The organism is Microlunatus sp. M237, from assembly GCF_056896895.1.
The window spans coordinates 109,750-133,097 of sequence record NZ_JBXHBL010000001.1 but is presented as its reverse complement, the minus strand read 5'-3'; the positions used below and the strand labels follow the sequence as shown (position 1 = coordinate 133,097).

Here is a 23,348-nt window from a genome sequence, read left to right as displayed (position 1 = left end):
CAGCGCCGATGACGGACCGCCGCTCGGCGCTGTGGAACGACCGCGCCGACCGTAGCCACGCCAGTCTCGAGCACTTCTTCGGCAGCGCGTCGCCGCAGCTGTTCAACAACACCCACCCGGACGTCGACAACAAGGTGTTCAACTACTGGTGGCTGGCGCACGTGATGGACTGCCGCCTGGATGCGTGGGAGCGTACCCAGGATCCGGCCTGGCTGGTGGCCACCGAGGCGGTGAGCACGAACCTGCTGGAACGCAACGGGGGCAGTCCGTTCAACGACTACTTCGACGACATGCTGTGGTATGCACTCGCCCTGCTCCGGCTTCACCAGGCCGGCGGGGACGCCAAGCACCGGCAGCTGGCCGTCGACCTGTGGGACCACGTGGTCGAGCACGGATGGAATGACACGCTGGGCTGGAGCCTGGCCTGGCGCAAACAGCAGCTGGGCTACAAGAACACCCCGGCCAACGGCCCGCTGGTGATCTTGTCGGTGCGGTTGCACCGGCTGACCGGTGAGCAGCGCTATCTCGACGTCGCCACCACCGCCTTCGACTGGCTCAGCACCAACCTGGTCAACGAGTCAGGGTTCGTCGAGGACGGGGTGAACCGCCTCGAGGACGGCAAGGTGGACACCCAGTGGCGCTTCACCTACAACCAGGGTCTGTACGTCGGAGCTGCCGTCGAGCTGGCGGAGGCGCTCGCTGAGCCCGATCTGCTGGAGCGGGCCGCCCGGACCGCGATCACCGCGGTGGACGAGCTGGGACAGGACGGCATCTTCTTGCCGGAGGGCTCCGGTGGCGACGAAGGACTGTTCAAGGGCGTCTGCTATCGCTACCTCGGTCTGCTGCTGCCGCGGCTCGGCCACGAGTCCGCCGCCCGGGTCCGGATCGAGCGGTTTCTCCGGTCCAGCACCGATGTGCTGTGGCAGGAGGCGGAGGCTGAGGGGTGGCTGCTACCGGGCAACGACTGGCTGGCGCCGGTCGAGCTGCCGGTGTCCTACTCCACCATGCTCAGCGCCATCATGGCGACCGAGCTGCGGGCTCGGCTGGAGTCGGATTCGGCGTCTCGCTAGGCCCGGGCCCCGCTCGGGCGGGACCGCTTGGTCCGCGCCGTCGCGCCGGCGGCGCGGACCGGGGCGCTCAGTCGCCGTACCGACTGCCCCTCGACCAGGGTCATGGGGAGGGTGTGCTTGCCGATCTGTGCCGTCTCGTCCAGCTGCGCCAGCGTCTGGCGCAGGGCCAACCCACCCAGCTCGCCCTGCTGTTGTCGGACGTGGGTGAAGCGGAAGTGCGCCAGGTCGAAGCTCAGGTCGGGATGGTCGAAGCAGACCACTGACCGGTCAGCCGGCACCGACAGCCCCTCCAGCCGGCACGCCTCCGCCAACATCAAGGCGATGTTGTATTCGCAGGCAACGAAGGCGGTCAGCTCCGGGTGGGCGGCGACGTAGTCGCGCAGCCGGGCCACGTCGGTCTCGATACTGGTCTTGCTGGACGGGCGGGTGGATTCCACCCCCCGAAAGACGCTGCCTTCGTCGTGCGGGACCGAAGCGGTGGCATGGGCGAGGATGAAGCCGCGGTGCCGGTCCTCGAGGCTGGAGACGTGACCGGTCGGTCGCACCAGGCCGAGCCGGGTGTGCCCGGCGTCGAAGAGGTGCTGGGTCGCCAGCCGCGCCCCGTCGACGTTGTCGGAGCTGACCGTCGACACCGGGACACCGTCAAGCGCCCGGTCGACGATGGTGACCGGGAACTGCCGGGTGATCATCTCCAGCACGGCGGGGGAGACGTACTGCGATGACGTCGGTTCCAAGATGATTCCCTGCACGCCGCGCTCGGTCAGCCCTCGCAGGATCTCGTCCTCCACCTCGGTACGTCCGTGGCTGCGGTGCACCGAAACGTCGGCCGTCTGATGGGCCGCGTCCAGCATCCCCGTGAGCAGACTGGTGCCGAACGTGTCGTCGAAGTTCGTGAACACCACGCCGATCACCGGACGCAGCGGTCGGGCGGGCAGCGTGGGAGCAGTGGCGACCCGGTCGGCGACGACCACGGTTCCCAGTCGAGGGCGGCGGATCACCAACCCGTCGTCCCGCAGCATGCCGAGTGCCTTCTTGATCGTGATGGCGCTGACCCGATGCTGCTCGGCGAGCTCTGCCTCGATCGGCAGCCGATCGCCGACGGCCACGACGTGATTCTCGATGTCGGCGCGGAGACGGGCGTACACCTGGCGGTACAAAGCGGTCATCGCGTCTCCGTTTTCCGACTTAAAAGTATATTGAATGCTAACAGCCGCTGACGAGACGAGTGAAGAAACGCGACTTCGCGTCCTCGTAGTCTTCGGCGCCGGCGGCGAGCTTGACCGCGTTGTACTCGGCGACCAGCGCCGGGTCGGCCGCCAAGCGCTGCCAAGCCAGGGTGAACCGCTGATCGTGCTCGGAGTGCAGCGGCGTGACAGCGATCCCGGTCGGAGCCTCCTCCGCCACCTCGAACGTGGCCAGGGTGGACTGCCAGATCTGGGGGTGCACCACGGCATGCAGAGTGCGCAGCACTCGCACCACGCCGGCGAAGTCGCCCGGCTCCACCCGCAGGTGAAGATCGACATCTCCGCGGGTCAGGGCACCGGCCACGCTGGCGCCACCGATCAGCACCAGCTCACCGGGCACGTGGTGTGTCTCGAGCAGCTGTCGCTGTCGCCGGAGGACCCGCGCTGCGACGGCCTGGAAGTCCTCGGCGGGGCGTAGCTCGGGCACAGCAGCCACAGTACGACCGGTGCGCTCCCTGGCGGTCCTAGACTGCGCAGATGAGCGATCAGTACGACCTCCAGCGGTTCGTCGAGGCGCAGGATCGCGGTGGCACCTATCGGGCTGCGCTGGCCGAGCTGCGGCGTGGCCGCAAGACCAGCCACTGGATGTGGTTCGTCTTCCCGCAGATCGCCGGGCTCGGCCGGAGCGCCACCGCCAGGGCGTACGCACTGACCTCGTTGGACGAGGCGCGGGCCTACCTGGATCACCCGGTCCTCGGGCCGCGGCTGGGCGAGTGCTGCCAGGCCCTGCTCGAACTCACCCCGGTCACGGTCGAGGAGGTCCTGGGTGCTGTCGACGCGGTCAAGCTGCGCTCGTCGATGACCCTGTTCGAGCTGGCCGCCGAGGGCCGGCCGATGATCCGGTCGCGCTGCGCCGCGGTCCTGGAGCGGTTCTTCGACGGCCGCCGGGACGCGGCGACTCTGGCGCTGCTCTGAGGCGCCCTGCCTGTTCAGACCGCGTCGGTCTCCAGTCGCAGATCGCGGTCCCGCGTCTCCGGGGCCCAGAGCCAGGTGGTGAAGAAGGTGATCGCCATCATGAACGTCATGTAGACGGCGACCGGCCACCAGTGACCGGCGGCCCAGGTCACCAGGGCGGAGCAGACCAGCGGTGAGATGCCACCGCCGACCACGCTGGAGAACTCCCGGCCCAGGGCGACTCCGGCGTAGCGGTAACGGCTGCCGAACAGCTCGGCGAAGAAGACGCCCTGGACGCCGACCGTGCCCTGGGCGGCGAAGATGAAGCCGAGGACGATCACCACCGCAATGAGCAGCAGGTTGCGGGTGTCCAGCAACAAGAACGCCGGCACCGGGAAGATCAACAAGAAGCCGGTGACGAACAGGGCCACCGGTTTGCGTCCCAGCCGATCACTGAGCGTGCCGGCGGTGAAGGCGGAGACGCAGGCGAACAGGGCACCGACGAGCAGCACCTTCGGGATGAAGTCGGAGTCCACATCGAGGTAGGTGATCAGATAGCTGCCGAGGAACACCTGGAAGATGTAGGAGTGGGCGTTGGCGCCGACGTTCATCAAGAACACCCGGAAGAGGTTGCGGCGCCCGTTGCGCCACACATCGGTGATCGGTGCCTCGCGCTCGGCGATGCCCTCTTTCTGCAGTTCGGCGAACACCGGCGACTCGTTCATCCGCCGCCGGATGACATAGGCGGCAACAGTGACGAGGGCGGAGGAGAAGAACACCAGCCGCCAGCCATAGCTGAGGACATCCTCGTCCGGCAGCAGCTGGACCAGGATCCAGGCAACCGCACCGATCGCGGTGCCCGCGGCAGCCCCCACGAACACCAGCGAGGCGTATCGGCCGCGGGTGCCGGTGGCCGCGGTCTCGGTCAGCAGCACCACACCGCCGGCCTGTTCCGCTCCGGCGCCGAAGCCCTGGAAGAACCGGCAGACCACCAGGAGCAGCGGGGCCACGACGCCGACCTGTCCGTAGGTGGGCAGCAACCCGACGGCGAAGGTGGAGATGCCCATCAGGAACAAGGTGGCGACCATCACCCATTTGCGACCGAGTCGGTCACCGAAGCGCGAGAAGAACAGTCCACCCAGCGGTCGGGCGCCGAACCCGATGGCGTACGTCGCGAAGGCGGAGATGATGCCGACCGCCGGATCCTGGTTGGTGAAGAAGATCTGGTTGAAGACCAGCGCCGCCGCGGTCCCGTAGATGACGAAGTCATACTGCTCGAGTGCGGTCCCGATCAGTCCGGCCCACGCTGCGCGTCGGACATCGGACTGGCTGGCCGTGCTGCCGGCCGCTCCGGGTTGATCGGCTGCGAGTTCGCTCATGATCTTCTCCGTCCGGGGATACGGCACGTCACCCACATGCTGGCCGAGAGAATGATCGGCTGCAAGCATTCCGACGCCGACACGACGACATGCTTGGTACGATCAAGCCATGCAACCGTCCGAATCGGACCGTACGCTTCGGCCGGTCTCCTACATCGTGCTCGGGCTGCTGGCCACTGCCGGTCCGCAGACCTCCTATGAGCTCGGACGCAACGTCGAGGTGTCCGTCTCCTTCTTCTGGCAGGTCCCCAGATCGCAGTTGTATGCCGAGCCGCAGCGTCTGGCGGACATCGGTCTCGTCTCGGCGGCGCAGGAGGAGACGGGCCGCAGACGCCGCACCTTCACGATCACCGATGGAGGCCGCGCCGCGCTCGTCGAGTGGCTAGGAGCGGCTCCCGAACCGCCGCAGTACCGCGACCCGGCGATGCTGCGGTTGTTCTTCGCAGACGCCGCACCGTCGGTGATCGAGCCGCTGGCGACACAGCGGGTGGGCGAGCTCACGGCAACGCTGCAGTTCCTTGATCAACCCGGCCTGGGCGGCGTCCAGGCCAGCCACCGTCGGGTCCTTTCCTGGGGCCGGATGACCGCGCGTGCCGACCTCGCTTTCTGGCAGTCAGTCCTCGATGACCTCGGAGAACCACAATGATCACAGTCATCCAACGCCACCCGCTGACGGCGTTCTTCGTCCTCGCCTACCTCGGCTCCTGGGTGGCCTGGAGTCCGTGGTGGCTGTCCCAGAGCGGACTCGGTCTGCTGTCGTTCCAGCTGCCGTTCTCCGCGGTCGCCGGCATCAACCAGCTCGGGCTGTTCGCGGGTCCGTTCTGCGCCGCTCTGCTGGTGACTCGCCTCACCGAGGGCCGTGCGGGACTTCGACAGTTGCTGCGCCGCATCGTCGCGTGGCGGGTCCATCCGATCTGGTATCTGCTCGCCCTGGTCGCCATCCCTGCGGCCACCGGCATCGCCTACCTGCTCGCGCCGGGGAGCGTCGTGCCCGGCGGGGGCGGCGCGGTGGTGGGACTGCTCAGCGTCACCTACCTCACCTACCTGCTGGGCGGTCCGATCCAGGAGGAACCCGGCTGGCGCGGCTTCGCGCTGCCCCGACTCCAAGAACGGCTCCACCCGATGGCTGCGGCGCTCGCGCTCGGCGTGGTCCACTGCTGCTGGCACGCACCCCTGTTCCTCACCGACGAGTGGGACACCGCCCGACAGGACCCGAGCCAGTTCCTGGCGTACTTGCTGCTGGTGGTCAGCATGTCGTACGTGATGTCCTGGCTGGCCAATGGCTCAGGCGGCTCGGTGCTGCTGGTGATCCTCGGCCACAACGGCATCAACTGGGCGCTCTTCGCCGTTGGCACCCTGGCCGGCCATGCGGTGGCCGACAACTGGCCCGCAGCCCTCGGCATGGCCGTGCTGGCGATGATCACCATTGTCCTCACGCGCGGACGGCTCGGACTTCCAGACCAGCGCCGCAGCGACGCGACTCCAGCTCCCACGGCGGTCGGGGCGCACGCTCGATGATCACTGCCACCATGGAGGTCCGGGCAGACACGACGGAGGTGGCAGATGGTGGATCCGACCGGCTCTGACCGCGTTGACGCCGCGTTGCGCGTGAACGACGCACTGACCATCGCTGCTGACGAGCTGAGCTGGCGGTTCTCCCGCGCCTCCGGCCCCGGCGGTCAGGGCGTCAACACCGCCGACAGCCGGGTCACCCTGCGCTGGAACCCCACTGCCTCCCGCAGCCTCGCCGCTCTCGGAGACCCCTTGCGCGAACGGGTGCTGCACCGGCTCGAACCACGGCTGGTCAATGCGGAACTGGTCATCACCGCGTCGGAGTATCGGGCTCAGCTGCGCAACCGTGAGGCCGCCCGTCGTCGCCTGGCCCAGCTGCTGCGCGAGGCCCTCGCACCGCCACCCCGCCGCCGCCGCGCCACCCGTCCCACCCGTGGCTCGGTGGAGCGGCGGCTGGAGAGCAAGTCGGCGCGGTCACGGCTCAAGCAGGAACGGTCGCGTCCCGACCACGGCAGCTGAGTCCGGTGATCGATCGCGGACGCGTCACAATCGAGCCATGGTGACGCGGAGGTACGGACGGGGCCCGGTTGAGTCCATCGTGAGTCGTCGTACGGTGCTGCTGGGTTCTGCGGCGGTGTTCGGCGCGCTGGTGGGCTGCAGCACCGGTCCAGGTCCGGTGGCGCCCTCGGGATCGACGAGGGCGTCCCCGACAGCACTGCCTGCCTCAACTCGGCCTTCCGCCGCGTCCGCGTCGCCGAGCAGGCGGTCGTCACCCAGCCGTTCGGCGGCACCGACGCCCACCACCGCGCCGAGCCCTCGGGTCAGCGAAACCATCGCCGAAGGACTGGACGTTCCGTGGGGGATCGCCTTCCTCTCCTCCGGAGCCGCTCTCGTCTCCGAGCGCGGCACCGGACGGGTCCGGCGGATCGAGCGATCCGGCAAGGTGACCACCCTGGGCCAGGTGCGCGGCGTGGTGGCACCGACCGGGCTGGGGGAGGGTGGGCTGCTGGGCATCGCCCTCGCTCCCGGCGACGACGAGACGCTGTTCGCCTTCCTCACCAGCGGGTCAGACAACCGCGTGGTCCGGATGAGTATCGCCGGCGGTCGGCTCGGCCGGCCGCGGGTGGTGCTGGCCGGAATCCCCACCAGCACCCATCACCACGGCGGCCGGCTGCTGTTCGGCTCCGACCGGACGCTGTTCGTCTCCACCGGCGATGCCGAAGACTCCTCGGCCGCGCAGGACCGGAGGTCGCTGGCCGGCAAGGTCTTGCGGATACGTCCCGACGGCCGGCCGGCGCCGGGCAACCCGTTCGGCAACCGGGCATGGACCTACGGCCACCGCAACATCGAGGGTCTCGCCTTCGACGCCGCCGGCCGACTGTGGGCGACCGAGTTCGGCGACAAGGAGGCCGACGAGCTGAATCTGCTGCAGCGCGGGGGCAACTACGGCTGGCCGCGGGTGGAGGGACGCGTCGAGGGCGACCGGTACGCCTCACCGCGGGCGGTGTGGTCGCCGACCAGCAGCTGCTCGCCGGCCGGCCTGGCCATCACCCGCTCGACCGCCTTCGTCGGCGCACTGCAGGGGAAGTGCCTGTTCTCGGTCCCGCTCACGGGTGAGCGGGCGGGGGAGCCGCGCGCTCACTTCGGCGGCGACCACGGCCGGATCCGCTCCGTGGTGGTCAGCCCGGACGGGGCGTTGTGGATGACGACCAGCAACACCGACGGACGCGTTGCCCCCGGCCGCGACGACGACTTGATCCTGCGGGTGTCGCTATAGCATCACCCTCGGCCGGCACGGTGTTGACGTGCATCCCAGCCTTAGACCGCTCGGCGGGCCAACCGGGTCAGCATCGAGCGCGCGGCGTGCGCGGTCAGGTCACGGTCGAAGGTGAGGACATAGTCGAACTCGCGATCGGCCTCGGTCCCGTGCCCGATGTCGTGGTCGGCTGCGGCGAGCAGCACGGCGACGGTCGGACCCAGCACCACGACCACCCACTCCCGCGTCAGCGGGTCCGACGCGTCGAGGTCGGCCACCGAGACACCCGGCAGATCCACGGCAGGGAGGTTCCGTGCCGCCATCATGATCATGGTCGAGTTGTCGACCAGCGGAACGTAGCGCTCCAGTGTGGCGGGTGTGATCTGGTCGGCGTGCTGGAAGCTGGAGAAGATCAACGTGGACCGGCCGGCGTGCTGCGCCAGCTGCTCGATATGCGCACTCAGCGCCAGCAGCATCGCCTTGGTGCCCCGTCGCGCCGGATATCGCTTGACCGCCAGCTCGTAGGAGCTGTGATGCGGCGTCGGCAAGGGTGGGGTGAACATGTCGAACCGCAGGTCCGCCGAGTCGTCGGACCAGACGTGCTGGGGATCGGCGACCGCGAGGCCCGAGCCGGCGACCACCGACAGGCTGCGGGCGGTCGCCACCAGGGACGAGTCGTCCAGGTGCTCGGCGGTGACGATCGCCCCGGAGCTCTGGGTGAAGGCGGTGACGGTCTGCAGGGTCTCCATCGCGAGGTCGGATCCCGGGTCGGCCAACACGAGCGGGTCGAGCACGATCGCGGCCGGCTCCACGATCGAGACGGCGGCGATCGAGTCGAAGCTGCGGCCGACGCCGCGCAGTCCGATCTCCCAGCCCTGCAGCCGTGCGGTGCTGATCAGTCGCAGCATCTGGGCCGGACGCTCCAGCAGACCTTCGCTGGGAATCACCAGCACGAAGCGGCGGTCGTGAAAGGGCTCGGCCGAGCCCAGATCGACGAACGAGGAGAGCTCGGCGTCCATCAACAGCGCATGGTCGCGGCCGTCGACCAGTTCTTGGGCGAGCTGCAGCCCGACAGAGCGCGCGGCGATGTCCATCGCGAGCGCATGTTCGGAGCCCTCGATCAGTGAGCGGAACAGGTCCGGGTCGGCGTACGGCCCGCTTGCGGGACCGTGCGGGACGATCTTGACCGCGACCACGGTGCCCGTCGCGAGGTCGACGACCGGGATCTCGGAGGCCTCGAGCTGACCGTACCGGAAGAGGTCACCGAACTGTGACGCCGGTGCCAGCTCGCCCAGCTCAGCCCCCAGTGTCTCGTCGCCGTCCCGAGGGCGTGCAGGGGGGCGCGGACGCCCGGTCTGGTGCGGCAACGGTGGCGGACCTTTCGGGATGCGACGGGGAATCGTCGAGGTTTACCCACTGAATTGGTTAGTACATCAAACAGAGCTTGCACCCGAGGTCGAATGTGCCAGATCGTGTCCGGGCCGAGACTCATCGCCAGTGACCGGGCCTGGTCAGCGTCGTGGGCAGTTTCGTCGTGGCATCCCCCCGCGCGGCGTTGACCTGGGTCTGGGTGACGAAGAGCGCGCGCGACAGATCGGCGCCGGTGAGATCGGCGTCCCGCAGGTCGGCGCCGATCAGGTCGGTCTGGCTCAGGTCGACGCCGCGGAGGTCGGCCGCGATCAGGTACGCCCCGCGCAGGTCCATCCCCCGCAGATCGCGCCGGGTCAGGTCGGCCCCGATCAGGTCCGCACCCGCCAGCTCGCGGCGGCTGCCCGAGCGGCCACCTCGTCCGCGGCCTCGGGACGGGGTCGCGGATGCGCGGGCGGTCGAGCTGACCCGGCGGAGCAGGGAGATGACTGAGTCCTTGTGACCGCCGAGCTCGATCGCGCCGATGTCGGCAGGCTCAGCGCCGGCCAGTGCGTCGGTGCGGACGTACGCCTGGTGCACCTCATCGTGCAGCTCGCTCGGCAGCGGCAGCCGGAGTGCCTCAGCCAGATACCAGAGCAGCTCGTGCAGCTGGCGGACGAGCGGGAACACCGCGAACATCTGCTGCCGCACCGCCGGGTCGTCGCGCCAGCTGCGGTTGGCGAAGGTGACTGCCGAGACCCGCTGCCCGGCCCCGAAGCAGTCGAACACCGTGCACCCCTTGAACCCGGCCGGACGCAGGTCGGCATGGATGCGGCAGCGATCGTGCACATCGAGGTTCACACAGGGCTCGCCGGCCTCCTTGTCGACGGCGAAGTCGGTCGACCGGGTGAAGGCCAGCGCCACGCAGCAGAGCCCGAAGCAGCTATTGCAGTCGGCCGTCAGCCGGGTAGGACATTCCTGCAAGCGGGTCCACCTGCCTTCTTCCGAGGATGACCACGCCGGGTCAGCGCGTCTGACGCCGGGATCGGACCAAATCTAGACCTCGTGACCTCCCGCCCGGACCACGTCGAGCTCTCGTAAGGTGGCAGCTGTGCTGAATCGAGTGCGGGTCGAGAGCAGCAGCATTCGCTCGATCGGCTACGACGACACGACCTCGGTGCTGGAGATCGAGTTCGCCTCTGATGAGACCTACCAGTACTTCGCGGTGCCGGCGTCGGTGCATGCGGAGCTGATGGCGGCCCCGAGCGTCGGACGTTACTTCCTGGCTCAGGTGCGCCAGCGGTACCCGACACGTCGGCTCTGACGTCGCAGGGCAGGATGAGGGCACGCCAGTGGACGCGAGAGAGGACAACCAGGTGAGTGATCAGCTTCGGGTCGTGGTCGGCACCCCCATCGACGACGCCATCGCGGCGCTCCTGACCGAGCGCGAGCCGCGGATCGAGCTCGTCTGGGACCCCGAGCTGTTGGCACCGATGCGGTCCGAGATCGACTTCGGCGGTGATCCGGACTTTCGACGCTCCGACGCGCAGCAGCAGCGGTTCGAAGAGCTGCTGGACTCCGCGGACGCCATCTTCGGCGTACCGGATTCCAGCCCCGAACAGCTTGCCCGCACGATCGCGGCCAACCCGGGGCTGCGCTGGGTGCACACCATGGCCGCCGGCGGCGGGGCGCAGGTCAAGGCCGCCCAGCTCGACTCCGACGACCTGCAACGGGTGCAGTTCACCACCTCGGCCGGAGTGCACGGGGGACCGTTGGCGGAGTTCGCCATCTTCGGACTGATGTGCGGCGCCAAGAACCTGCCCCGGCTGCACCGGGACCAGGCCGCGCACCGCTGGCCCGGACGGTGGCTGATGGGCCAGCTGCGCGACCAGACAGTCCTGGTCGTGGGGCTCGGTGGCATCGGGGCCGAGGTCGCTCGGTTGCTGGCCGCCTGGGGCGTCACCGTCGTCGGCACCAGCCGACGCGGTACGGCTGCGCCCGGGGTGGCCGACGTCATCCACCCCGACGACATGGTCACGACGGCCCAGCGCTACGACGCGGTGGTGGTCACTCTGCCGGGCACCGAGCTGACCGAGAAGCTCATCGGAGCTGACTTCTTCGACGCGGTCCGACCGGGCCTGACGGTGGTCAACGTCGGGCGCGGCAGCGTTATCGACGAGGCGGCGCTGGTCCACGCGCTGACGCAGGGCCAGGTGGGCTTCGCCGCTTTGGATGTCTTCGCCACCGAGCCGCTGCCGGCCGACAGTCCGCTGTGGTCGATGGACTCGGTGCTCGTCAGCCCGCACACGGCCGCCATGGACGCGGCCGAGCAGCGGCGGATCGCGGAGCTGTTCGCGGCCAACGCCACTCGGCTGCTCGACGGTCAGGAGCTGGCCAACGTGGTCGACACGGTGGAGTTCTACTGATGTCGCAGACACTGGGCGTGGTCATCCACGGGATCAACGACCTGCGGGTCGAGCCAGTCACCATGCCCGAACCCCGTGACGACCAGGCCGTGGTGCAGATCGGCTATGGCGGCATCTGCGGGTCCGACCTGCACTACTGGACCGCCGGCGCGGCCGGCCAGTCGATCTTGCGCGAACCGCTGCTCCTCGGTCACGAGGTGGCGGGGATCGTCGCGGTGGCCGCGGCCGACGGGTCCGGACCCGCAGCAGGCACACCGGTCACCGTCCATCCGGCCCGACCGGATGCCGGGAACGGCAGTGTCCGTTACCCGGCTGACCGACCGAACCTGTCACCGGCCGGGACTTACCTGGGCAGTGCCGCGCACCTGCCGCACACCCAGGGAGCCTTCGTCCGACGGACACCCCTGGAGACTTCGATGCTCCGGCCGCTGCCGTCCGGAGTGCCGCTGCGCACCGCCGTCCTGGTGGAGCCTGCAGCCGTGGCCTGGCACGCCGTAGCCCGGGCCGGCGACGTCACCGGCCGCCGGGTGCTGGTGATCGGATCGGGGCCGATCGGGGCACTGACCGTCGCAGTGCTGAAGCGGGCCGGGGCGGCGGAGATCATCGCCACCGACCTGCACCTGCATCCCCGGCTGATCGCCGAGCAGCTCGGCGCCACGTCGACGATCGCCGCCGACGACCCGGCCGTGGACCTGGTGGACGCCGATGTGGTGGTCGAGTCCTCCGGCACCGCGGCCGGGCTCGCCGCCGCCATCCGTGCCGCGACCCGCGGCGGTCGCGTCGTGATGGTGGGGATGCTGCCGCCCGGCGATGCCCCGGTGCCGATGGCGCTGGCCACTGCCCGTGAGCTGGAGCTGGTCGGATCATTCCGCTTCAACGAGGAGATCGACGAGGTCGTCGCCGCGCTGGCCGACGGGTCGCTGGTCGTCGATCCGGTCATCACCCACGAGTTCGAGGTGTCCGAGGCGGTGGCTGCCTTCGAGACCGCGCGGAACGCGCAGCGCTCCGGCAAGGTGCTGCTCCGCTTCACCGACTCGTAGCACGCCGCTGGCGAGAATGATCTGACCATGTCGGCGTGGCCCGGTCGCCCGGTGTGGCCCGACCACGAGAGGATGCAGGACATGACCGCAGACACGTTGCTGGCCGAGGCGCACCCCGAGGTCGCCCGGCCGACGTACGATCGCTCCACCCTCACCGCCGGCATCGTGCACTTCGGCGTCGGCGGCTTCCACCGCTCGCATCAGGCGCTGGTGCTGGACCGGCTGCTGAACGCCGGCCGGGCGCGTGACTGGGCCATCTGCGGCGTCGGCGTGCTGCCGGGTGACCAGCGGATGGCGGAGGTGCTGACGGCGCAGGACGGGCTGTACACGCTGGTGGAGAAGCATCCGGACGGTCATCGGGAAGCCCGCGTGGTCGGCTCGATCATCGAATATCTGTTCGCACCCGCCGACGTGGAGGCCGTGCTCGAGAAGCTGGCCGACCCGGCCATCCGCATCGTCTCGCTCACCATGACCGAGGGCGGCTACAACATCTCCCCGCTGACCGGGGAGTTCGACCTGACCAACCCGACAGTCACCGCGGACCTGGCGCCCGGTGCCGTGCCGGCCACGGCGTTCGGGCTGATCACCGAGGGTCTGCGCCGCCGCCGCGACCGCGGCGTCGTGCCGTTCACCGTGATGTCGTGCGACAACATCTCCGGCAACGGCCACGTGGCCAGGCGGGTGCTGACCGCGTTCGCCGCGGCCAAGGACCCCGAGCTCGCCGCCTGGATCGAGGCGGAGGTGCGGTTCCCCAGCTCCATGGTGGACCGGATCACGCCGGGAACCACCGATGTCGACCGCGCGCAGGTGGCCGAGCAGTTCGGCGTCGACGACGCCTGGCCGGTGGTGGCCGAGCCGTTCTTCCAGTGGGTGCTGGAGGACGACTTCGGTGCCGGCCGGCCGCCGTTCGAGGAGGCCGGCGTCCAGGTGGTGGCAGACGTGGAGCCGTACGAGATGATGAAGCTGCGGCTGCTCAACGCCGGTCATCAGGCGATCGCGTACTTCGGCCATCTCAGTGGCTACCGCTATGTGCACGAGGCAGCCACCGACCCCGTCTTCCGGCGCTTCCTGAGGCGATACTGGGACACCGAGGCGATCCCCACCCTGCAGCCGGTACCCGGGATCGACCTGGCCGACTACACCAGCAGCCTGATCAGCCGGTTCTCCAACCCCGAGGTGCTCGACACGGTGGCCCGGTTGGCCACCGACGGCTCCGACCGGATCCCGAAGTGGCTGATGCCGGTGATCTTCGACAACCTGGCGAACGGGCGGCCGGTGACGGCCTCGGCCGCCATCGTCGCCAGCTGGGCGCGCTACGCCGAGGGGGTGGACGAGCAGGGCAAGCTGATCGAGATCGCCGACTATCTCGCCGACGCCCTCACCGTGACCGCATTGCAGCAGCGCACCGATCGGCTGGCCTTCGTTCGTAACGCCGCCCTCTTCGGCGACGTGGCTGACGACGCGCGGTTCGCCGAGGCCTACACGGCCGCCCTCGACTCGCTCTACGTCCACGGCGCCCACGCCACCATGAGCGAGCTCGCCGGGGACTGACGCCGCTTCGGTGTCAGTGGCGGCGACTACGATCGCGCACATGGTCGACACCTGGCGAGCGCTGCTCGACAACGACGCCATCATCGCGATGGTGGGACATGAGGCGTTCGCGCGCGGCCTGGTGTACGCCCGCGGCGGCCACGTGTCAGGAGTCGTCTTCGACGCCGAGACCCGGGTGGTCGGAGGACACGTCCGCGGCAGCTATCGGGAGGCGTACGACACCACCATCCGACTGGCCTCGGACGAGGCCGGTGCTCCCGCCGCACACCGCGGGCACTGCAGCTGCCCGGTGGCGCTGGACTGCAAGCACGCGGCGGCGGTGCTGGTGGTGGCTCGCACCCTGCCCGAGGTGCAGGAGCAGCTGGACCGACCGGCGTGGGAGAAGAGCCTGGCCCGGCTGCTGGCGGCTCCCGATCCGGTCGCGGTGACCGCGCAGGTGCCGCTGGGGCTGGAGTTCGAGGTTGAGCAGACGCCCGGCTTCCGTGGCTTTCCCGGTCATCTCGGCGTCCGGGCCCGCCCGGTGCAACGGGGGCGGAGCGGGAAGTGGGTGCGCAGCGGCATCTCCTGGGACGAGCTCGACCTGCCGGCCCACCCGCACCCCAGCGGACAGCGCGACGTGCTGTTGCAGATCCGTGCGGCTGCGGGACCAGGGGCGCGCTTCGTCTATCCCCGCAGCCCGTGGTTGACCCTCGCCACCGTGGGCAGCAGTCTGTGGTCCCTGCTCGAGGCCGCGCAGGAGGCCGGCGTGGCCCTGATCACCGGCGGGGCGCAGCAGCCGCCGGTCGCGGTGACCAGCGAGCGGGCTAGGGTGGGACTCGACCTGGTGCGCTCGGAGCAGGACGGACTGCGGCTGCTGCCGGTCGTGCGGATCGGTGACCGCGCGGTGGCACTGAACCAGATCGGGCTGCTGGGGGAGCCCGCCCACGGCCTGTTCCACGCACCCGACGGCGCCCCCGGCGGCAGTGGTCTCGAGCTGGTGGCGCTGGCCGAGCCGCTGAGCCGTGAGCTGCGCCAGCTGGTGCTGGACGCGCACCCGGTCCGCATTCCGGCCCGTGACGCCGCCCGCTTCTGGCGAGACTTCTATCCCCGGCTGCGGCACAAGGCCGAGATCGGTTCCTCCGACGCCTCCGTGGCGCTTCCCGTCTACACCCCACCGCGGCTGGGCCTGCGGGCCGGCTTCCGTCCCGGTCATCAGCTGCGACTGGACTGGGCATACCTCTACGGTGCCGACGACGACGTGCGCCGGTTCGACCTCGATGAGCCGGTGGACGCCGGCACCCCGCGCGACGAGGTGGCGGAGCGGCGACTGCTGACCGGTCTGGACCTGCCGTATGCACGACTGCGTCAACTCGAGCGGTCGCCCGGTTCCGGACTGCCTGCCCCGCACGTGCTGCTCGCCGACCTGGACGCCGCCTATGTCACCGAGCAGATCCTGCCGCGCCTGCGCGACGCCGGGGTGGAGGTGGAGACGGTCGGCACCGTCCCGGACTATCGGCTGACCCACGAGGTGCCGTTGGTCGAGCTGGCGACCGTGGACGACGAAGCCCGGGCCGACTGGTTCGACCTGCACATCCACGTGTCGGTGGAGGGGGAGGAGGTTCCCTTCGACGAGCTGTTCGTGGCCCTCACCCGCGGTGACGAATACCTGATCTTGGACAGCGGTGTCTACTGCGAGCTGGACCGGCCGGAGTTCACCTCGCTCCGCGACCTGATCACCGAGGCTCGGACGCTGACCGACCATGACAGCGACGGGCTCTCGATCAACAAGTATCAGGCCAGCCTGTGGCAGGAGCTGCTGCAGCTCGGCGTGGTGATCGAGCAGTCCGACCGCTGGTCCAAGACCGTCCGCAGCCTCACCGCCGATGAGCCGGGCACGGGCACAGCGCTGCCCGACGGGTTGCGGGCCGAGCTGCGGCCCTATCAGCTGGACGGCTTCCGCTGGCTCAGCTCGCTGTGGTCGCACGGGCTCGGCGGCGTCCTGGCCGACGACATGGGCCTCGGCAAGACCCTGCAGATGCTGGCCCTGATCTGCCGGGCGCGCCAGGTGGAACCGGAGGCGGCCCCCTTCCTGGTGACCGCGCCGACCAGCGTGGTGGGCAACTGGGCCAAGGAGGCGGCCCGGTTCGCCCCCGACCTGAAGGTGGTGACCGTCGACAGGTCGCAGGCGAAGTCCCGGCGTTCGGTCGCCGAGCAGGTCGCGGGCGCCGACCTGGTGATCACCTCGTACACCCTGCTGCGGCTGGACGTCGACGCCTACGCCGCGCAGCCGTGGTCGGCCCTGATCCTGGACGAGGCGCAGTTCGTGAAGAACCACCGCGCCAAGACCTACCAGTGCGCCCGTCGGATCGGGGCGGAGGTGAAGTTCGCGATCACCGGCACCCCGCTGGAGAACAGCCTGATGGATCTGTGGTCGCTGCTGTCCATCGTCGCTCCCGGCCTGTTCCCGCATCCCGACCGGTTCTCCGAGTACTACCGTCGCCCGATCGAGCGCGGCGACGCCCCGGAGCTGCTGGCTCAGCTGCGCCGCCGGATCCGTCCGCTGATGCTGCGGCGCACCAAGGAGATGGTGGCCTCCGACCTGCCGCCCAAGCAGGAGCAGGTGCTCGACGTCGAGCTGCAGCCCAGACACCAGCGGATCTATCAGACGCACCTGCAGCGGGAGCGGCAGAAGGTGCTGGGACTGATCGACGATCTGGACTCCAACCGCTTCACCATCTTGGCCTCGATCACCCTGCTCCGACAGCTCAGCCTGGACGCCAGCCTGGTGAGCCCGGAGTACGCCGGGGTGCCGTCGGCCAAGATCGACATGCTGTGCGAGCAGGTCGCCGAGCTGGCTGCGGAGGGACACCGGGCCCTGGTGTTCAGCCAGTTCACCGGATTCCTCACCCGGATCCGAGAGCGGCTCACTGCGGAGGGTATCGACCATGTCTATCTCGACGGCCGGACCCGTGACCGGACCGCTGCGGTGGAGGCGTTCACCGGCGGCACCGCACCGGTGTTCCTGATCAGCCTCAAGGCAGGCGGGTTCGGGCTCAACCTGACCGAGGCCGACTACTGCTTCGTCCTCGACCCCTGGTGGAACCCCGCTGCCGAGGCGCAGGCCGTCGACCGCACGCACCGGATCGGGCAGGACAAGACGGTGATGGTGTATCGCCTGGTCGCCCGCGGCACGATCGAAGAGAAGGTGATGGAGCTCAAGGCACGCAAGGAGAAGCTGTTCAGCTCGGTGATGGGCGACGACCCGATGACTGGGGCCGCGCTGACCGCCGACGAGATCAAGGACCTCCTGGCCGGCTGAGTCTGGCTAGACTCCGACGTCGTGGAACTTCGCCAGCTCGAACATTTCGTCGCCGTCGCCGAGGAGCAGCACTTCACCCGCGCGGCTGAGTTGCTGCACATTTCCCAGTCCGGGCTGTCCGCCTCGATCCGTGCCCTGGAGTCCGAGCTCGGCACCGACCTGTTCGTGCGCAGCACCCGGCGGGTGGAGCTGACCCAGGCCGGGCGGGCTTTCCTGGTCGAGGCGGAGCGTACGCTCTCCAGCGCCGCCGCTGCCCGGAACGCGGTGGAGGCCGTCCGTGGGATGCTCCGCGGGTCGCTGCGGGTGGGCACCGAACAGTGTCTCGGTGTGGTCGACCTGCCCGGCGAGCTCGGACGTTTTCGGGGCCGGCACCCCGGAGTGGAGGTGCGACTCACGTTCGAGGGTTCGTCCACCCTGGTCGACCGGTTGTCCGCCGGCCAGCTCGACCTGGCGCTGGTCGCTCGATGCGAGACCGACACCCGTGGCCTGCAACTGCTGCCGCTGTGGTCGGAGGGCTTCGTGCTGCTCTGCCACCCCGGTCACCGGCTGGCGACCGAAACTGAGCTGGCCCTGGACCAGCTGGCCGGCGAGACTCAGGTCGGCTTCCTCCCCGGCTGGGGTGCACGGGTGCTGGCCGAGCAGGCCTTCGCCGCGGCCGGGCTGCGGCACCGGGTGGCGATGGAGGTCAACGACGTCCACACCCTGCTCGACCTGGTCGACCAGGACCTGGGGGTGGCGATCGTGCCGGGTCACTTCGCCCTGAAGCGGCCGGCGACGCTGCGGGCCGTGCCGATCGCGCACCCGATGCTGCGCTGGCAGGTGGCCGCTGCGCTGCCGACCAAAGCGTCGACGGCGGCGAATGCGCTGCTCAGCCAGTTCTCCGACCTGGTGGTCCCGACCGCTGCGGCCTGACCGCCGACGGTCGGCGTCCGCGACGCAGGTCAGACGATGACCGGCGGCAGCCGAGTACGGCCGTTCACCGGGGTGATGGAGTCGGCGATCTTGCTCAGTGCCCGGTGCAGCGGTGCCAGCTCCTCGGAATCGAGCACGTCGAAGATCAACCGGCGGACGTACTGGACGTGCACGGGCGCCAAATCGACCAGCTGGGCCAGACCGGCGTCGGTGAGATACCCCAGGGTCGTGCGGCCGTCGGTGGGGGAGGGACGACGCTCCAGCCAGCCGCGCTTCTCCAGCCGGGTGGCGATGTGTGACATCCGCGACGCCGATGAGTTGATCCGCGCGGCCAGCTCGCTCAGCGTCAGTGTCCGGTCGGGGTTCTCCGACAGCATCGCCAGCACCAGATACTCCGCCAGCGTGACCCCGCCGTCGCGGCGCAGCTCGGTGTCAAGGTTGCCTTCCAATCGCATCGCGACGTTGACCAGCGCGATCCAGGTCTCCTGTTCGGCTCGAGTCAGCCATGCGGTCTCGCCCATGACCATGACCTTAGCGAACCTCTTGACATTCGCTACGCCGGTTCCCTAACTTCCCTTGAAGGATCAAGCTCAGCACGAGTCATCGTGGCTTGACCCGCGATAGCGGCCCCGTCCTCCGGTGTCGGGGGGCGCCAGCCCGCGGGGGCAGGAGGACGGGGCCGTGATCGTGCTTTCTGATGCCTCAGACGATCACCAGGCGTAATCCTCCGGAGCAGTCTTGTGGCCCGGGAAGATCTCGTCGAGTCGCTCCAGCGTCGCCGCGTCGAGCTTGACGTCGACCGCGCGGATCGCTCCGTCGAGCTGCTCTTGGATGCGCGGCCCGACGATCGGTGCGGTCACCGCCGGCTGGTGCAGCAGCCACGCCAGGGCGACGTCGCCCGGCTCGTGACCGAGCTCCTCGGCGAAGTTCTCGTACGCCTCAAGCTGGTCACGGTGCTCCGCCACGGACTCGGCCGCCCGGCCCTCCAGACGGCGCTTGCCCTGATTGGCCTTCTTGATCACACCGCCGAGCAGCCCACCCTGCAGCGGGGACCAGGGGATGACCCCGAGGCCGTAGTGCTGGGCCGCCGGCAGTACCTCGAGCTCGACGTCGCGCACCAGCAGGTTGTAGATCGACTGCTCCGACACCAGACCGGTGAAGTTGCGCTTCGCGGCATGAGCCTGTGCGTCGGCGATGTGCCAGCCGGCGAAGTTGCTGCTGCCGGCGTAGAGGATCTTCCCCTGCTGCACGGCGACCTCCATGGCCTGCCAGATCTCGTCCCAGCCGGTGGCGCGGTCGATGTGGTGGAACTGGTAGAGATCGATGTAGTCGGTCTGCAGCCGCTTCAGGCTCGCGTCCAGGGCGCGCCGGATGTTGAGCGCCGACAGCTTGCTCTCATTGGGCCAGCTGCCCATGTCGCCGTACAGCTTGGTGGCCAGCACGGTCTTCTCCCGGCGCCCGCCGCCCTGGGCGAACCAGCGGCCGACGATCTCCTCGGTCCAACCGCGGTGCTCGACCCCGCCGTAGACGTTGGCGGTGTCGAAGAAGTTGATCCCCGACGCATGCGCCGAGTCCATGATCGCGTGCGAGTCGCTCTCTTCGGTCTGCGGACCGAAGTTCATCGTGCCGAGGCAGAGTCGGGATACCTTGAGGCCGGTACGGCCGAGTTGTGTGTACTCCATGACCACCACCATGGGTGATGGCCCGAACTAATGCCAACAATAAATCTTCATGGGATTCAGCACTCCACGTTCTCAATCGCGCAGCGGATGCCGGCTCAGGCTGCGCCGGTGCTCGGCCGACAGGTCGAGATAGATGCTCGCGTTGGTGATCACGTGTGCCACCTCCTCGTCGCGAAGTGGGCGTCGGACCTTGCCCGGTACACCGGCCACCAGAGAGCGCGGCGGCACCACGGTGCCCTCCAGCACCACTGTCCCCGCGGCGACCAGCGAACCCTGCCCGATCACCGCGCCGTTGAGCACGGTGGCGCTCATCCCGATCAGGCAGTCGTCTTCGACCGTGCAGCCATGCACCACCGCCGCGTGCCCGACGCTGACCCGGGCGCCGATCCGGGTGGGAAATCCTGTGTCGGTATGCACCACCACGTTGTCCTGCAGGTTGCTGCCCTCCCCGAGCGTGATCGGTGCCATGTCGCCGCGGAGCACCGCGCCGTAGAAGACGCTCGCGGTCGCCGCCACGCTCACCTGCCCGACCAGGTACGCGCCGGGCGCGATCCAGGCGGACGGGTCCACCTCGGGGATGTGACCGGCGTACGGCAGCAGCGAACCGGACCAGGACATGCGTACTCCTTCGGGGAACCGGAGGCGACTGGTTCGCCTCGGCAGCAGCGTCTCACCCCGGTGCGGACGTCATCGGCTCGGGCTCCTCGGCCGAGGGCTCGTCGTCCGAGCCGGCCCGCGCCTGGTAGCGCTTCGACAACCGGCGATAGTAGGGACTCTGCAGCGCGGCCACGGTGAGCACCAGTCCGAGGATGCCGGTGAGGACGAAGACCAAGGCCATGCCGCGGGCAGGACCGGTGCCGAACCACCAGCCGATCAGCTGGGCACCCCGTCCGTCGGTCATGAACGGGATGAAGACGAACTGGGTGATCGGGCCGATCAGGAAGGCGGTCAGCGGAGAGGCGGCCTGCTCGACGCTCTGGGCGAAGCCGAACACCCGGCCCTGTCGCTCGTAGGGCACCACCTTCTGCAGGATCGTCTGTTCCGCGGCCTCGGCATAGGGGACCAGCAGCATGTAGACGTACATCCCCACCGACAAGGCCACCACCGAGCTGTGCAACGGGAACAGGCACGTCACCGACCACAGCACCACGTTGACCAGCAGCAGCAGACGGACCGGGTTGCTGCTGAGCCCGGTCCGGGCGATGACCAGGCCGCCGACGATGAAGCCGGTGCTGAGCACGCCCCATAACAGCCCCCAGGCCTGGACCGACATCAGCGACAGCCCGTACGCGTCCATCAGCGCCATGAAGGCGCCGCCCAGGAAGTTGTTGAACGTGCTGAACAGGATCAGCGCCGACAGCCCGGGCACGGAGCCGATCACCCGCAGGGTGCCGCGCACGTCCACCGTCTTCGGCCCTGCGTCGCCGGCGCCGGCCGGGACCTCGCGTTCCGGCACCGACAGTCGGCCCAGGTGGATCACGGCGGCAGCCAGCACCGCCAGCGCCAGGACCAGCACAGCCAGCATCCCGGACGCGCCGACCAGGAGTCCGCTGATCACGGAGGTGACCAGGAAGGACACCCCCGAGGTGGTCCCGACCAGACCGTTCGCCCGGTCCCGGCGGTTCTCGGGGATGAGGGCGGTCACCAGGGTCGGCAGCGCGATCGAGCGCAGGTTGCCGGCGATCACCCCGAGCATCAAGGAGACGACGAACACCCACAGCAGCGGGTCGCCCGGGTCGGCGAACCGCCGGTGCGGGACGAGCAGGTAGAGGGCCAGACACGCGGCGTAGACGGTGAAGGACACGACCGCCGACAGCTGCATCACCGCCTTCTTGCGGTGATGGTCAACGACGCTGCCGAACCAGATCCCGGTCAGCGTGGTGGCGACCAGGAAGATCCCGGCGACCATGCCGGTGGCGAAGACCGACCGGGTCTGCAGATAGACGTAGAACGTGATTGCGAACCAGACGGTGAAGTTGATCACCGAGACCAGCAGCGTGTTGACCAGCAGATGGCCGAAGGTCCGCGCCAGGTGGGCGGGTACCGGGGCAGGGTCCGGGCTCGAGCTCGACATCAGGACCTCCGAGTGGGCGGGCGATGCGATATGGACATCGTCTCGCCGGCGAACTCATCGGTCCAGCGCCGTCGAACCCGGCCGGACCCTCCCCGGTGCCGTCAGGCCGGTGCGGGCAGGCTGCCCGCCACTGGGGCAATGGTGCCGGAGCGGGCGCCCTCATAGGCGGCCAGGATCATGGTGAGGGCCTCGATACCCTCCTTCTCGGTATGCAGCGGGCGGGTGCCACTCAGCAGGGCATCGGCGAAGTGACCGATCTCGGCGACGAACGTGTCGACGGGCTCGAACTCGAAGGTCTCCGACTCCCCGGAGCGCAGGTTGTAGCTGAGTGAGGTGGCTGTGCCGTACAGCGAGCCGAGCTCGCCCACGACGGAGAACCGCTCGGTGCAGCCGGCGGCGGCGTACGCCCAGCTGGTGACGAGCTGGCCGACCACGCCGTTGGCGAATCGGACCAGCACCTGGGCGGAGTCCTCTCCCTCCATGAAGGTCAGCCGATGGGTGGACAGCATCGCGGTGGCCTCGACCGGCTCCGACCCCGCCAGATGCAGCATCAGATAGGTCGGGTGATAGCCGGTGTCGATCAGCTCGCCGCCACCACTGGTCCGGGCACTCGCGCGCCAGCCCATGGTGGAGGGGTCGAAGTCGTTGTAGAAGCTGTCAGTGGTGCGGACCTCGTACACCGTGCCCAGCGTGCCGGCCTCCAGCAGGGTCTTGGCCTGGGCCACGGCGGGCAGGAAGAGCTGGTTGTGGGCGCTCATCAGGGTGACGCCGTTGGCGGCGACCGCGGCGGCGACCTCCTGCGCCTCGGTGGCGGTCAGGCACAGCGGCTTCTCGCACAGGATGTGCAGCCCGCGCTCCGCGGCGGCGACGATGGCGTCACGGTGCAGATGGTGCGGCAGGCAGATGTCCACCGCGTCGAGGTCGGCCTCATCGGCGATGAGCTCTTGGAAGCGGGCATACGGCCGGGCGCCCAGCTCGACCGCCCGCGACCGAGCGGTCTCTTCGTCGGCGTCGGCGACCGCCGTGACGCCGATCTTCTCCGCGTGGGCGGCGTAGCCCCGCAGATGGGCGGTGGCGATACCGCCACCGCCGAGCAGGCCGACCCGGATGGGGGACGTCTGGGACATGACAAGACTCCTCGTTCGTCGTCGAGCGGGTAGAGA

22 protein-coding genes are annotated in these 23,348 nt (G+C 69.3%); 12 read left to right on the top strand and 10 right to left on the bottom strand.

Annotated features, from left to right (window positions below):
- Positions 1-8 precede the first annotated feature (8 nt).
- Positions 9-1,070, top strand: coding sequence for a glycoside hydrolase family 76 protein (locus tag AC1XX3_RS00605; RefSeq protein WP_483319136.1), 1,062 nt, complete (start codon positions 9-11; stop codon positions 1,068-1,070).
- Here AC1XX3_RS00605 and AC1XX3_RS00600 read toward each other — a convergent pair.
- A complete protein-coding gene (locus tag AC1XX3_RS00600; RefSeq protein WP_483319135.1) occupies positions 1,067-2,236 on the bottom strand; it encodes a GntR family transcriptional regulator in 1,170 nt (389 codons plus the stop codon). The genes AC1XX3_RS00605 and AC1XX3_RS00600 overlap by 4 nt on opposite strands.
- 37 nt (positions 2,237-2,273) lie before the next feature.
- The gene (locus AC1XX3_RS00595) at positions 2,274-2,741 is read right to left on the bottom strand and encodes a GrpB family protein (protein ID WP_483319134.1); all 468 of its coding nucleotides are present in this window, start codon (positions 2,739-2,741) and stop codon (positions 2,274-2,276) included.
- Positions 2,742-2,791: 50 nt separating this feature from the next.
- Between AC1XX3_RS00595 and AC1XX3_RS00590 the strand changes: the two genes are divergently transcribed.
- The gene (locus AC1XX3_RS00590; protein ID WP_483319133.1) at positions 2,792-3,229 is read left to right on the top strand and encodes a DUF1810 domain-containing protein; all 438 of its coding nucleotides are present in this window, start codon (positions 2,792-2,794) and stop codon (positions 3,227-3,229) included.
- 14 nt (positions 3,230-3,243) lie between these two features.
- On the opposite strand, the gene AC1XX3_RS00585 is transcribed toward AC1XX3_RS00590, so the two are convergent.
- Complete coding sequence (locus AC1XX3_RS00585) at positions 3,244-4,587, bottom strand: MFS transporter (protein ID WP_483319132.1); 1,344 nt, start codon at positions 4,585-4,587, stop codon at positions 3,244-3,246.
- A 109-nt stretch (positions 4,588-4,696) separates the two neighbouring features.
- Between AC1XX3_RS00585 and AC1XX3_RS00580 the strand changes: the two genes are divergently transcribed.
- From AC1XX3_RS00580 to AC1XX3_RS00565, 4 genes are all read left to right on the top strand, one after another.
- Positions 4,697-5,233, top strand: a complete 537-nt coding sequence (locus tag AC1XX3_RS00580) for a PadR family transcriptional regulator (RefSeq protein ID WP_483319131.1) — start codon at positions 4,697-4,699, stop codon at positions 5,231-5,233.
- Positions 5,230-6,105, top strand: a complete 876-nt coding sequence (locus AC1XX3_RS00575) for a CPBP family intramembrane glutamic endopeptidase (protein WP_483319130.1) — start codon at positions 5,230-5,232, stop codon at positions 6,103-6,105. Before AC1XX3_RS00580 ends, AC1XX3_RS00575 begins: the two co-directional genes overlap by 4 nt.
- Positions 6,106-6,150: 45 nt before the next feature.
- The gene (arfB, locus tag AC1XX3_RS00570) at positions 6,151-6,618 is read left to right on the top strand and encodes an alternative ribosome rescue aminoacyl-tRNA hydrolase ArfB (protein ID WP_483319129.1); all 468 of its coding nucleotides are present in this window, start codon (positions 6,151-6,153) and stop codon (positions 6,616-6,618) included.
- Positions 6,619-6,697: 79 nt separating this feature from the next.
- Positions 6,698-7,876 carry a PQQ-dependent sugar dehydrogenase gene (locus tag AC1XX3_RS00565; RefSeq protein ID WP_483319128.1) on the top strand — a complete coding sequence of 393 codons (1,179 nt, stop codon included), beginning with the start codon at positions 6,698-6,700 and terminating at the stop codon, positions 7,874-7,876.
- 41 nt (positions 7,877-7,917) lie between these two features.
- Here AC1XX3_RS00565 and AC1XX3_RS00560 read toward each other — a convergent pair whose 3' ends face one another.
- Together AC1XX3_RS00560 and AC1XX3_RS00555 are read right to left on the bottom strand one after the other, a co-directional pair.
- On the bottom strand, positions 7,918-9,222 hold the full coding sequence (locus AC1XX3_RS00560) for a DICT sensory domain-containing protein (RefSeq protein ID WP_483319127.1): 1,305 nt from the start codon (positions 9,220-9,222) through the stop codon (positions 7,918-7,920).
- A 121-nt stretch (positions 9,223-9,343) separates the two neighbouring features.
- A complete protein-coding gene (locus AC1XX3_RS00555; protein ID WP_483319126.1) occupies positions 9,344-10,186 on the bottom strand; it encodes a pentapeptide repeat-containing protein in 843 nt (280 codons plus the stop codon).
- Positions 10,187-10,313: 127 nt separating this feature from the next.
- On the opposite strand from AC1XX3_RS00555, the gene AC1XX3_RS00550 reads away from it, so the two are divergent.
- The 6 genes from AC1XX3_RS00550 (at position 10,314) to AC1XX3_RS00525 (ending at position 18,429) form a co-directional block, all read left to right on the top strand.
- Positions 10,314-10,526, top strand: coding sequence for a KTSC domain-containing protein (locus tag AC1XX3_RS00550; RefSeq protein WP_483319125.1), 213 nt, complete (start codon positions 10,314-10,316; stop codon positions 10,524-10,526).
- A gap of 52 nt (positions 10,527-10,578) precedes the next feature.
- Positions 10,579-11,628 carry a D-2-hydroxyacid dehydrogenase gene (locus AC1XX3_RS00545; RefSeq protein WP_483319124.1) on the top strand — a complete coding sequence of 350 codons (1,050 nt, stop codon included), beginning with the start codon at positions 10,579-10,581 and terminating at the stop codon, positions 11,626-11,628.
- On the top strand, positions 11,628-12,668 hold the full coding sequence (locus AC1XX3_RS00540; protein ID WP_483319123.1) for a zinc-binding dehydrogenase: 1,041 nt from the start codon (positions 11,628-11,630) through the stop codon (positions 12,666-12,668). Before AC1XX3_RS00545 ends, AC1XX3_RS00540 begins: the two co-directional genes overlap by 1 nt.
- An 81-nt stretch (positions 12,669-12,749) precedes the next feature.
- The gene (locus AC1XX3_RS00535) at positions 12,750-14,219 is read left to right on the top strand and encodes a mannitol dehydrogenase family protein (protein WP_483319122.1); all 1,470 of its coding nucleotides are present in this window, start codon (positions 12,750-12,752) and stop codon (positions 14,217-14,219) included.
- Between the two features lie 40 nt (positions 14,220-14,259).
- Entirely contained in the window at positions 14,260-17,517 is a 3,258-nt protein-coding gene (locus tag AC1XX3_RS00530) for a DEAD/DEAH box helicase (protein WP_483319121.1), read from the top strand.
- 21 nt (positions 17,518-17,538) lie between these two features.
- Positions 17,539-18,429, top strand: a complete 891-nt coding sequence (locus AC1XX3_RS00525) for a LysR family transcriptional regulator (protein ID WP_483319120.1) — start codon at positions 17,539-17,541, stop codon at positions 18,427-18,429.
- A 29-nt stretch (positions 18,430-18,458) separates the two neighbouring features.
- On the opposite strand, the gene AC1XX3_RS00520 is transcribed toward AC1XX3_RS00525, so the two are convergent.
- The 5 genes from AC1XX3_RS00520 to AC1XX3_RS00500 form a co-directional block, all read right to left on the bottom strand.
- Positions 18,459-18,950 carry a MarR family winged helix-turn-helix transcriptional regulator gene (locus tag AC1XX3_RS00520; protein WP_483319119.1) on the bottom strand — a complete coding sequence of 164 codons (492 nt, stop codon included), beginning with the start codon at positions 18,948-18,950 and terminating at the stop codon, positions 18,459-18,461.
- A gap of 189 nt (positions 18,951-19,139) precedes the next feature.
- On the bottom strand, positions 19,140-20,111 hold the full coding sequence (locus tag AC1XX3_RS00515) for an aldo/keto reductase (protein ID WP_483319118.1): 972 nt from the start codon (positions 20,109-20,111) through the stop codon (positions 19,140-19,142).
- A gap of 72 nt (positions 20,112-20,183) precedes the next feature.
- Positions 20,184-20,729: a gamma carbonic anhydrase family protein gene (locus AC1XX3_RS00510; protein WP_483319117.1), complete on the bottom strand. Its 546-nt coding sequence runs from the start codon at positions 20,727-20,729 to the stop codon at positions 20,184-20,186.
- Between the two features lie 52 nt (positions 20,730-20,781).
- A complete protein-coding gene (locus AC1XX3_RS00505) occupies positions 20,782-22,185 on the bottom strand; it encodes an MFS transporter (RefSeq protein WP_483319116.1) in 1,404 nt (467 codons plus the stop codon).
- Positions 22,186-22,286: 101 nt separating this feature from the next.
- On the bottom strand, positions 22,287-23,312 hold the full coding sequence (locus tag AC1XX3_RS00500; RefSeq protein WP_483319115.1) for a Gfo/Idh/MocA family protein: 1,026 nt from the start codon (positions 23,310-23,312) through the stop codon (positions 22,287-22,289).
- Positions 23,313-23,348: the final 36 nt, after the last annotated feature.